The 8,028-nt window shown below is 42.1% G+C and carries 6 protein-coding genes and 1 tRNA gene; 1 reads left to right on the top strand and 6 read right to left on the bottom strand.

Translation table 11 applies throughout. The features are described from left to right. The 4 genes from CALSC_RS08655 to CALSC_RS08640 form a co-directional block, all read right to left on the bottom strand. A partial coding sequence (locus CALSC_RS08655) for a HEAT repeat domain-containing protein (RefSeq protein ID WP_143288196.1) occupies positions 1–1,431 on the bottom strand: 1,431 nt, incomplete at its 3' end. A 519-nt stretch (positions 1,432–1,950) separates the two neighbouring features. After that, positions 1,951–2,151 carry a hypothetical protein gene (locus CALSC_RS08650; protein ID WP_088240965.1) on the bottom strand — a complete coding sequence of 67 codons (201 nt, stop codon included), beginning with the start codon at positions 2,149–2,151 and terminating at the stop codon, positions 1,951–1,953. Positions 2,152–2,265: 114 nt separating this feature from the next. Then, complete coding sequence (locus CALSC_RS08645; RefSeq protein WP_088240964.1) at positions 2,266–2,883, bottom strand: class I SAM-dependent methyltransferase; 618 nt, start codon at positions 2,881–2,883, stop codon at positions 2,266–2,268. 49 nt (positions 2,884–2,932) lie between these two features. Next, entirely contained in the window at positions 2,933–3,214 is a 282-nt protein-coding gene (locus tag CALSC_RS08640) for a DUF3493 domain-containing protein (protein ID WP_088240963.1), read from the bottom strand. Positions 3,215–3,248: 34 nt separating this feature from the next. On the opposite strand from CALSC_RS08640, the gene CALSC_RS08635 reads away from it, so the two are divergent. Beyond that, positions 3,249–3,320, top strand: a tRNA-Thr gene (locus tag CALSC_RS08635). Positions 3,321–3,385: 65 nt separating this feature from the next. Here CALSC_RS08635 and CALSC_RS08630 read toward each other — a convergent pair. Both CALSC_RS08630 and CALSC_RS08625 read right to left on the bottom strand, forming a co-directional pair. Beyond that, complete coding sequence (locus CALSC_RS08630; RefSeq protein ID WP_088240962.1) at positions 3,386–4,822, bottom strand: efflux RND transporter periplasmic adaptor subunit; 1,437 nt, start codon at positions 4,820–4,822, stop codon at positions 3,386–3,388. Next, on the bottom strand, positions 4,815–7,943 hold the full coding sequence (locus CALSC_RS08625; RefSeq protein WP_088240961.1) for an efflux RND transporter permease subunit: 3,129 nt from the start codon (positions 7,941–7,943) through the stop codon (positions 4,815–4,817). The genes CALSC_RS08630 and CALSC_RS08625 overlap by 8 nt, the downstream gene beginning before the upstream one ends. Between the last annotated feature and the right edge of the window lie 85 nt (positions 7,944–8,028).

Genomic DNA, 8,028 nt, shown 5'->3' with positions numbered 1-8,028 from the left:
GAGGGTTAAGATCTCCATCAGAACCGAAACAGCACTGGAATCCCCAACTCCAATCTTTCCAAGGGTGGAAATGAAACTATTCTGGGGATTAGAATGGGAACCTTCTCCAATTTTGAATTTTGGTGGGGTTGAAAGTCCCCCAATGATGACAGGAACAGCAGCATTTGCCTCTTTGCCAATATTACCCAACACACTGGCAACTTCATTTTGAACCTCTCCATTAGGTACTTGTAGAGCTGCAATTAGGTCAGGAACTATGGCTTTTGCTGTTGGGCTGGACTGTTTAATGATGACCCTTAGGGCATAAGCTGAATTTTCTTGCACAGAAGAATCTGTATCTTTTAATGCCTTCGAAAGAGCCATTACCGCAGTCACATCATCTAACTCAATTTCTGCAAGGGAGCGAGCAGCAGATGCACGAACCTTTGGACTGGCATCTCTTTGCAAGGCTTTAACTAAAGGTGGTATTGCGCTGTGCCCCTTATTCCAGCGAAGAGTGTAAGCAGCATCACTCCGAATTTCAGGATCGGGATGACTCAGTAACACATCCGCCAGTGCAGGAACTGCACTCACCCCAAGGCTACCTAAAGTTGAAACAGCTTCCTTACTTAAAGATTTATCAGTTCCCTTAGCAATAACTAAGATTTCTGGAATTGCTGATTTAGCCTCAGTACCAATTAAAGCAAGGGAATATAGTGCCAATGAACGAACATTTTTATCTTTGAGAACAGAAACAAGTTCTGGAACTGCTGATGCTCCACGTTTACCAATGATTAGGGCTATATTGCTTCTGAGATATCTTGAATCAAAAAGTTCTCGATTTTGCCTATCCGAAGGTTCACGTTGAAATTCTAGATTTTTGCGGTAGACATTGAACAGGTCGGCAACAATAGGAGCCTCACTTTTCCAGAGGGCAATGGATGCTAGATCAGATAAGCGTACATCTGTTTGACCATCCTTGCCAATTCGTTTGGATGGATCGACACTAACAGATACTTGCTTAAGTGCTTCGACAAGAGCAGGGACAGCAGGAGAACCAAGTTTGGCAAGTGCAATGACTGCATGTTCACGAACCTGTTCATCCTTGTCTCTTAGGGCTTCTACCAGAACTAATACTACTGACTCAGGTTTAATGGGAAGTTCTGCTAAGGAATTTACAACATAGCGACGAATATTAGCATCAGGATGTTTAAGTGCTGATATCAGAATTGATGCTGAATTCTGTGGATCAATATCGAAATTAATTGATCCATATGCAACATTCATGAGAGTAAACCTATTTTTGGACTGAAGAGCTTCCAGCCAGTTTCTCAAATAATGAACAGATTCTTGGGAGAGGCATTGGTTAGCAGGAAGAGCAATCAGCGCAGCATAAATCAATAAGTTAACGAGACTAATACTGGTTGCAAAAGTTACACTTCTAAAAGCCATAGATATTCACCAACGATAATCGCCTCTAATCCATACTCTAAAAAATCATTTCACACCTGGGCGTTCGCTTATGTGGAACTTTAATTTAAAAGAAAAAAGGCTATTTTTAAGTAAACAGCCAATTAAAGTAATATTTACTACCTTCATAGCAGGCTCCCAGAAGCCTCTATTTAAGGCGTGGGAAGCTATAAATCATAAAAATGGCTAAAAACCTTATACAAACCAAAAATGCCTGAATTGACTGAATCATGTAGATTACAAGCCCTTGTAATCACTACCCCATAGATAACCAGATAACCTCTCTTCTGTCACTCTGGGAAAATAAAAATCATAACCAAATTTTCAACTATAGATAGAGCAAGGATTTGAGCTTTTATTTTCTAACATAATGCTTGAAATCAGGGTTTTTGGTAAAAGTCCTATCCTGTAAGGGTTCTAGATTATTCTCTTCCGAAAGTGGCAGAAGAGGGATAACTCAGCATTATAACTATTTAGGGTACCCACGTAAAGTGGTATTACTTACCTAAGTAATCTAGTAACCCTAGCATCAAGTTCAGTAGCTTTGGGATGTTCATTTCTAGCTTGATTAACAGCTATACCGTCAGCTTTATCTCTAGATTCTGCGTTAATTTCGTATCTCGTTGTGCCGCGCTCAAAGTGATTGCTACCAGGATTGTCAAATTCCATAATATCGACAAATACCTCATATGTATGCACCATTTTGGCACCTCCTCGTGTACTATGCAGACGATGGGAATAGTTTCTAGTATATGAACTTGTATATGTGCCAATCCCTAAATGCATACAATTCTTTATTGAACTTGAAATTTCCTATTATTTGCTAAAAACAGTTAACAAAACCGGACCTAATAAACTGTAATGATTCAAGCATTGAAGTTGAGCAAAAGTACCTAACTGTTGACGGGATTCTGGACTATAAAGTCTAATGGAACCTGCTGCTATTGTGTGTAAACTCTGTAAGCGAGATTCTACATTTTTGGGACAGGTAATATCTACTAAATAAAAACGCCCACTTTTTTTCAACACCCGTGCAACTTCACTCAATACTCGTTCGGGTTCTAAATAATGTAAGAAACTAATTGTACTGAAAACAGCATCAAACTGAGCTTCTGCAAAGGGTAGAGAATCAGCCGTACCCTGAATATAAATCAATCGCGGATGATGACAATTTTGATTCCTTGCTATATGCAACATCTGTGGCGATAAATCCAATCCTGTACCGCGTAAATCTGGAAACTGGGAAGCAAGGCGATTTAGTAAACGTCCAGTACCGCAGCCCATATCTAGTACATTGGCTGTTGGTGGTAAATTGACATATGCCAATAGCCGTTGATGGATAGCTTGGTAAATAACTGAAGGGAAGAGCCAATCGTAACTAGGAGCCCAACGGTCAAAAAGTTGCTGTTTGTTCTTGACAAAATCATCAGTCATCGGTTCTTGTTTCCAGTTCCCACGATGACTATTTTAAACTGCCTCAGCATTAAGAACGGTTTTGTCGCCCCCGATCCCAACGCCAGAAAAATACCATCAATGCAATTAACCCTACTTGAATTGCCAAATTAGGCAAAGCATGATCAACATCTCGTCCAGCAAGCAATTGTAAACCAAAAATAAATGCACCAATGCTACCAGAAGCACCAAAGCTCAGATAAATAAACTTTCGCAAACCACGGTAAGGAGCTGCGGCTTCTGCTTTTAGGCGAGCATATTGTTCTGATGTAAATTTTCCTGACCTGGAATTTGGTGATTTTGGCTGTACCATAATCTTATTAATGTTATAATTACTGACTGTTTGTGCCGATGTGGCTCAGTGGTAGAGCACTCGATTCGTAATCGAGCGGTCGCGGGTTCAAATCCCGCCATCGGCTTGTTGATTAATAAAGTTAGTTTAGCTGTTTGCGTGAATATTCCTATACGGTTTGCTCCCTCAAATCTAAGGTCTTAAAAAATTGACCGTCTCCACAGGACGAACTAATTGACCGGTGACCAGGCGATGGTTTCCGTTAACAATAACTCGATCGCTATTTAGGAGTGTACCGCGAACAAAAACGCGATCGCTTTTTGTATGCAAGACTTCTACATCTCGTTGCTCAACAGGGAAGGCCTTTTTGGGGTCAGCAGCAACATTTTCTGATTTTCCCAATACATAACAAGACCATAAACCCCTTACTCCTCTCACAAGGGCTGTGGTTGGTAGCCAGTATCCAGAATTGGCAATGGTTTCCGTTAATTTTAATCGAGCGACTTGTCCGGCTCTAACTTCTCTCGCTGCTGATTTATGCAAACCCAGGACAACAGTTAAGGTGCGAGTAGCAGAGTCTAATTGGGGAAGGGTTGATAAAACTTTACCTTGATATTTCTTTGTACCAATCTGTAACTGCTGGTTGCTACCAGGAGGAATTTGGTTGGCGGTATTAACAGGAACACCAATATGGGCTTCCAGAGCTTTATCTGACACGAGAGTGAAAATTGACTGACCAGTAGAAACGACAGTACCTTCGTCCACTAAACGGTTGGCAATTTTTCCTGCAAAAGGAGCTTTCAGGGTGCTTTGTTCCAGTTCAATTTCTAGACTGGCTAACTTGGCATCTAATTGTTGCAGCAGTGCTTGTTGAGCTTCAATTTTTTCTGGGCGTGTACCCGTTTGTAACTCATCCAACTTACTTTGGGCTTCATTCAGGCGAGCTTGAAGGGTGTTAACTTCTGTGGTGGCTTCGTCAAATTGTTCACGAGAAATAGCTCCAGAGGTATAAAGCTCTTGGCGACGCTTACTTTTGGTTTGAGCTAGTTTCAGTTGGGAGTGCAAACTTTTAACAGTTGACTTGGCAGCAGCAATAGTTTCGTGACGGGAGCCAGCTTGTAATTCTTTTAACAGTGCATTTACTTGTTTTCTTTCTGCCAGGAGTTCTTGTTGTTTGGCTTTCAGATTTTTTGTATCCAAGAGCGCCAGGGGAGTACCAACTTGAACTTGATCTCCTTGATCGACTGTGAGGTTGATTAATTTACCACCTCGTTCAAAGCCAAGGGAACTACTACGGCGAGGGACAATGGTGCCAGTATAGGAACGGGAGACTCGGTGGGAGTTAACTAAATTAACCTTTATTGTTTCAACGGTCAGAATAGTAGTTGGGGAGGAATCTTGGGCAGTTGCTTTTTGACTAGGTTCGAGGGTTGACATTATTGGTAGCTTTGACACCCATTCTCGACCAAGAGGTGTAAACAAAAAAGCGAATAAACCTGATAACAACAGGATGCTTGCTCGACCGAATAAAGTTAATTTTTGGAGCTTACTGTTGTCATTGGGGTGATGGTCAATTTGAGCTCCTTCTAGGTCGGTTTGTGTATGTTTCTGGTCTGATGGTTCATTCATATACTTGTTGACTGGCAAGTTTGAGGGAAATGGGATGATTTCGACTTACAAATATTAAGTAAGCGCAGGGAACGAAGAACAATGCTAACAAAGTAGCTCCACCAACTCCTCCAGCAATACAAATAACTAAAGGTGGCCACAATTCACCACCATCTAAAAATAGAGGGATAAAACCAGCGACGGTAGTGATAGTGGTGGTGAGAACGTGACGGGTAGAGCGGACAATCACTCTTACCATAGCTTGGCGATCGCCTTTTCTAGCTAAAGGATCGTTGCAGATAGCAGCAAGAACCACAATAGAATCATTAATTGCAACACCAATTAAACCCACCGTGCCTAGAATAGACAAAAAACCAAGGGGGTAACCAAAAAGCCACAAACAGGCTAGAGCTAAACCCACTGAACCTATAGCTACTAGAAAAATGATACCAGCACTGCGGAAGGAATTGAAGGAAAGGACGAGGACAGCTACTACTAAAACAATAAGAATGCCGACGCTGGAAAGTAAATTACCTACTGCTTCATTGCGTTCGGCTGATTCTCCACCCCATGCCATTGAATAACCGGGAGGAAGTTGGAAATTAGTGTAATTTAGGCGTTGCTGGAAATTGTCTAATACGGTTGAGGGTAATACTCCTGCTGTAATAAAACCTTGGACTTTGTTAACCCTTTGACCATTGCGTCGAGTAATGATGGCAGTTTTGGGAACCAGGTTAATTTGGCTAAGAGCAGATAGGGGTAGGGAAGGGGAATTTTTTGGCGATGATAATTGGTGATTGGGGATTAAGTCCAGGGTAGTAAGTTGCTCCAGATCAGCGCGATCACTATTAGCTAAGCGTACCCTAACTGGCAGTTCTTCGGTGTCTTCGAGGATAGAACCGCCGCGATTACCTTCCAGATGGGCATTGAGTTGTTGGGCAATTTGGCTATTGTCTAATCCCGTGAGTTGAGCTTGTTCTTCATCTAGGGACAGGGCAATTTTGGGTATCGCTTCTCCTAAACTGGTGCGAGTATGGGTGACATTAGGAAGTTGAACTAATTGGGAGCGAGCTTGGCTTCCCAGTTCTCTGAGGGTGTTTAGGTTGGGACCTGTGAGTCTTAGTTCAATGGGAGGAATAGGAAGTGCTTGCTCTAGTTGTTTGACTAAAACTCGTGCTGAGGGACAGGCTTGGTTTAGTTGCTTTTGCAAAGTTTGAATCAGTTGGCGACTAAATGTACCAGAACTGATTTGAACCATTGCCGTAGCATAGTGTGGCATTTCTCCTTTAATGCCAGAACGGTCAACAGTGTAGTAGAAAGCAGGAGTATATGTTCCAAAAAACCAATGAAGATCAATCACTTCCGAGTGTTGCTGAATTAGACCCGTTGCTGTCTCAACTACAGATTGGGTCTGTTCTAGAGAGGCTGATAAAGGAAGTTCTAACTCAATTTGAAATTGATCTCGCTCGGCTGGAGCGAAAAACTGCTCCGGGATAGAACCCGCCATGAGAAACCCTGTGATGGGCAAGACTAGAGCTAGCAGAATTCCTAATACAGGAATTGCTAATATAGAACTTAAGGTATGGCGATAAACTCTAGTCACTCGGGCGTTGGAAAAACCTTTTCTCCACCAGGTCTGTCTTCTGCTAGAATTGTCTACTTTTTGGTGCATCCTGCCTCTGATTGCGGGAATGACTGTTAAGGACAATAACAGAGAACTACCTATGGCAAGTATGACACTTAAGGCAATTGTTCTCACAAATTCACCAATATCTCCAGGAAGGAGAACAATGGGAAGAAAGGTCAATATGGTAGTTAAGGTGGATGCCAGTAAAGGAATGGCTAGATAGTTCACCGCTTGGGATATCGCTTTATGGGGGTGCAAACCTTTTCCCAATAAATCTTCCATTTCATCGACAACAACTACTGCGTTATCAATTAACATCCCTAGGGCAATTAACAAACCAGTTAGTGATATCTGATGCAAGGGAATTTCTAATAATCTCATTCCTCCAAATACCATCAGCACTGACAAAGGTAGGGAGAAACCGACTGCTAGGGCAGATTTTCCTCCCATGAAAAAAGTAGTTGTAGCAACAACAAATACAGCACCAAATAGCAGATTTCGGAACAGACTATTTAATCGAGTTTCCACATAACGATTTTGGTCAAGAATGATTTTTAAACCCAAGCCTGGGGAGAGATTGCTGCGAAACTCCTCTAGGGTTTGCTGAGCTTCTTTCATCCATTGGTCGATCCGCCTGTTGGGTTCAATCAAAACTGCTAAGGTGATTCCTGGTTTACCATTAATAATAGCCAGCTCGTTGGGTGGCTCTTGTATGGTTTTTTTAACCAGAGCAATATCCCCTAATCGGGTTAATTGGTTTGAGTTGTTGCCTACAGGGATGGGGATTTGCCGGATACGCTGTAGGGAGTCTAATTCACTTTCTACCTCAATTAGCAGGTTATTTTGGCGGCTACGTAACCTTCCTGAAGATACTTTGGCATCGCTGAGGCTAATTTGTTGAGAAAGTTGTTGAGGAGTAAGTCCTAAAGCAGCTAAATCAGCAGGATTAATTTCTACGAGGATTTCTTCAGAGGGTGCGCCCCACAACTTAATTTCTTCCACACCTCCAACGTTGTGCAGTTGTTGTTCAAGTTCTTCTGCTCTACGTTTTAAGATGGCATAGTTAGGGGTCGAATCCAATTGCCAGGTGAGAGCAGTGATCAGTGTATAACCCCTACCGTCGTTGATATCTTCAAGATAAGGGGCTATAACTTCTGATGGCAATTGGGGAGTTATATCTGCTAGACTATCGCGCACACGGGACCAAACTTCGTCATGATTTTTGACTTTGTCTTGAAGTTTGATAAAAAGTAATGAAGTGCCAAGTTGCGAGGTAGATTCAATATATTTGATCTCTTCAATTTCTTGTAATTGTTGTTCTAATTTATCAGTAACTAGAGATTCTACCCTTTCAGCACTTGCTCCTGGAAAACGAGTGGTTATCTTGCCATACCACTGGCTGAGTGCGGGATCTTCCATGCGAGGCAAGACTTGCAGTGAAGATAGTCCCCAAACTAGGATCAGGCAGATGATTAAAATCAACAGTCGAGGTCTACGGTAGAAGCTGTTCCACATTTAAATTCAAAACGTGAGTTATATTTGACACTCCCACGGTTACGCTAGGCGATCAACCGTGGGATTCTTTCGTCATAGGGAAACT

The sequence above is a fragment of the Calothrix rhizosoleniae SC01 genome, assembly GCF_900185595.1.
Classification (GTDB): Bacteria; Cyanobacteriota; Cyanobacteriia; order Cyanobacteriales; family Nostocaceae; genus Calothrix_A; species Calothrix_A rhizosoleniae.
Note: the sequence above shows the minus strand (reverse complement) of the source record. Positions and strands in the feature narration are given on the sequence as shown.

Excerpts from the sequence above, each read along its gene's own strand:
- CALSC_RS08630 (WP_088240962.1), bottom strand. The coding sequence starts at position 4,822 with ATGAATGAACCATCAGACCAGAAACATACACAAACCGACCTAGAAGGA.
- CALSC_RS08645 (WP_088240964.1), bottom strand. The coding sequence starts at position 2,883 with ATGACTGATGATTTTGTCAAGAACAAACAGCAACTTTTTGACCGTTGG.
- CALSC_RS08650 (WP_088240965.1), bottom strand. The coding sequence starts at position 2,151 with ATGGTGCATACATATGAGGTATTTGTCGATATTATGGAATTTGACAAT.
- CALSC_RS08625 (WP_088240961.1), bottom strand. The coding sequence starts at position 7,943 with ATGTGGAACAGCTTCTACCGTAGACCTCGACTGTTGATTTTAATCATC.
- CALSC_RS08640 (WP_088240963.1), bottom strand. The coding sequence starts at position 3,214 with ATGGTACAGCCAAAATCACCAAATTCCAGGTCAGGAAAATTTACATCA.